Source organism: Dapis hubbardiae BLCC-M172 (genome assembly GCF_050016015.1).
GTDB lineage: Bacteria > Cyanobacteriota > Cyanobacteriia > Cyanobacteriales > Microcoleaceae > Trichodesmium.
Genome location: NZ_JBNHEQ010000281.1, coordinates 41,528 through 44,596, shown reverse-complemented (window position 1 = coordinate 44,596; position 3,069 = coordinate 41,528). Strand labels below are relative to the sequence as shown.

The 3,069-nt window shown below is 39.9% G+C and carries 2 protein-coding genes; both read right to left on the bottom strand.

The window, feature by feature from the left end; all coding sequences use genetic code 11:
• Nucleotides 1–284: 284 nt before the first annotated feature.
• A complete protein-coding gene (locus ACP6PK_RS26265; RefSeq protein WP_426559082.1) occupies nucleotides 285–974 on the bottom strand; it encodes a Uma2 family endonuclease in 690 nt (229 codons plus the stop codon).
• 214 nt (nucleotides 975–1,188) lie between these two features.
• Nucleotides 1,189–2,715, bottom strand: a complete 1,527-nt coding sequence (locus ACP6PK_RS26260) for a glycoside hydrolase family 10-like protein (RefSeq protein WP_426559081.1) — start codon at nucleotides 2,713–2,715, stop codon at nucleotides 1,189–1,191.
• Nucleotides 2,716–3,069: the final 354 nt, after the last annotated feature.

The following is a 3,069-nucleotide window of genomic DNA, read 5'->3' as shown; positions in this document are numbered from 1 at the left end:
TATTCCTGTATACCATTACTATGTAAGACTACCAACAATATTAGTAGAGGGTTTGAAGACCATTAGTAGAGGGTTTGGAGAGCAAACCCCTACCAGGAATTTTAATTCTGGTTAATTGCTTTTTCCCTATTTTTTTACGAGGTACGGTAGTGGGAGCATCTTGCTCCCGTTCCAGGTATTCCTTATTCCTGTATACCATTACTATGTAAGACTACCAACAATATTAGTAGAGGGTTTGGAGACCATTAGTAGAGGGTTTGGAGAGCAAACCCCTACCAAGAATTTTAATCCGGGTTAATTCCTTTTTGCCTAAGCATTTCTGCTAGTCTGTCTGCGCGTTGTTTTTCCTGGTCTAATTGTTGTTGTATTTGCTCTGCACGTTGTTTTTCTTGTTCCCGGAGTCGATATAATTCTACAGGGGTGAGAAACTTGTTTCCATCTGGTCGATATATTTCTAGGGTCTCTGCTGTAAGTTCAAAGCGAATACCTAGACGCGGACTTACCCAACCATTAATTTCTGGAATTGCTTCTAAACTATTCCCTACTCTAGTTGAACCGACAAAATCATTTTCATCGGGGTCATAGATATAATATTCTTCAACTCCATATTGTTGATAAAAAAGTAATTTTCTAGTCATTTCCTGGGGGCGGTTGCCTGGTGACAAAATTTCAAATATAACTTGGGGAGCAATATTATTTTCTTCCCACTGTTTATATGAACCCCTATCTCCTTTTGGTCTACCAAAAACAACCATCACATCAGGTGCTTGGCGAATTTTGTTATTTCCTTCCATGGGATACCACAGAAAATCTCCGGCAACGAAAATATCCGCTACTTCAGCAAATAATATTTCTAGGTTTTCTTTAATAGTAACTATCCACCGAAATTGTTTGGTATTATCTGCCATTAGTTGACCGTCGCTATCAGGGTAAATAATTTCTGATTTAGTATCAGTAGTTAGTTGTTTGATCATATTTTGTTTAAACTAATTTGAGGGAAAAGAGTGTAGGGGTTTGGTCTCCAAACCCCTATAATAATGATAACCCTGTAGGGATGTTTCACTGCGTGACATGAAACGCATTTTTGTTATACAACGTCTCTACTTTTTAAGGCGAAACGTTTTTGGAGGGTTGTTCAAAATCTCCTAAAAACAACTTCTGACTTCTGACTTCTAACTTCTGACTTCATTACTGCACTGTTACCACTTCTTCTGAACTTTCATTTGCCAAGCGATCGACTGCCCGCAAAGCATAAGTTCCTGGCGTAACTCTCACCGCATTAGTAGCAGAATTTAATACTTGCAACAGCGCCCATTGATTACCATTTTGCTGATACAACGCCCAAGAGCGAACATCTCCAGTATTATCAGCACTCCAACTAATAACATCAGAATTAACCTGTACTCCTGTAGGTGTTGCGGGAGGTTGGTTATCTAACCACGGCATCGCTGGAGGTAATGCTGGAGTTGGATAAACTGAACTTTTGAATACATTATTTACACCCGACACATTATCTCGAAACATCTTCATACTAAAAAAGATATTTCCTAAAGAAAGTTGACTTGCTCTCTGACGAGAAAGAGCAACTTGTCTCTCAAACTCAGATACTGACCAACCAGAAACTTGTAACTGACTTAAATAGTTTCCAGCATAAATATGACGACGTTGGGGGTTTTGTTGCAACCACCAATTTAACAACACTGGATAACTCTGTTGAGGTGGGTCGATGCGCCAATAAAGTTGAGGTGCCAAATAATCTAGCCAACCCTTCTCCATCCATAACTTCACGTCAGCATATAAACCTTCATATTGATCGAAACCAACAATACCTGGGGGGTTTCCTGGACGATAAATGCCGAACGGACTAATGCCAAATTTGACATAAGGTTTCTCAGCGTGAATACCTTGATAAAGACGTTGCACCATATTATTCACATTCTGTCGTCGCCAGTTAGATAGAGAAAGAGTGCCGCCAGATGCTTTGTAACTATTGTAGGTTTGGTAGTCGGGAAATTCTTGTCCTGCTTGAGGATAGGGATAAAAATAGTCATCGAAGTGAATGGCATCAACATCATAACGGCGCACCACATCTATAATAGTATTGTAAGTTTGGTCTTGAATGACTTGCGCTCCTGGGTCCATCCAAATATTTTTGCCGTATCTATAAGCATATTGGGGATATTTGGTCGCCATGTGATTAGCAGCAAAGGAACCATCATTAGGACTTAGTTGGGCACGGTATGGGTTAAACCAAGCATGAAGTTCGATGTTGCGTTTATGACTTTCGGCGATCGCAAATGCTAAGGGGTCATAATATGGCTGGGGTGGTGTTCCCTGTTGCCCGGTTAACCAGCCACTCCAAGGCTCAATAGGAGAGTCATATAAGGCATCTCCGGTTGGTCGAACTTGCAAGACTAAAGCGTTGAGGTTTAGTTCTTGCATCCGGTTGAGGATGTTGAGTAATTCTGCTTTTTGTTGGGCGACGGGTAGACCTCGTTGAGAAGGCCAGTCAATGTTGGCGACGGATGCTACCCATACTCCACGAAATTCTCTGGGGGAAAAGAAGGATGCTTGTTGAGCAGTGGCTGTGGGTAAGTAGCTAGAGATTTGAGTCAGGGTTAGTCCTAATATTATGAGGCAACTCCAGAGGAGATGTTTGGGTCGAAAGTGGATGTTTTTGGGGATTTTAGCTAATAGTTTGTTGACTAAGTTCATTTTTGGATAGTGGTAATTTAACCTCATTCTACCTGATACTTAACTTCATACGGTTCAATGATTTTTTTGTAGGTTTAGTCAGTAGTAATATTATGTTCGGTTAAATACTTATAATATTTGTGAAGGTTGGTAATAGACATGAGTGGAAATTGATATAACGTGTCACGGTTTGGAGACCAAACCCCTACCTTCCTACTAGCTCTGATAATAACTAATTATTTGAACTTATTTGAACATAAGATAATTTACCCGAACAGAAATTTAACAACTATTGCGTATATCGCCATAAAAGATTTTAGTGGAGGTTGACAAGTAAGAATCTTCCCTAGAAAAAGTCAGATAATTTCTCAATTC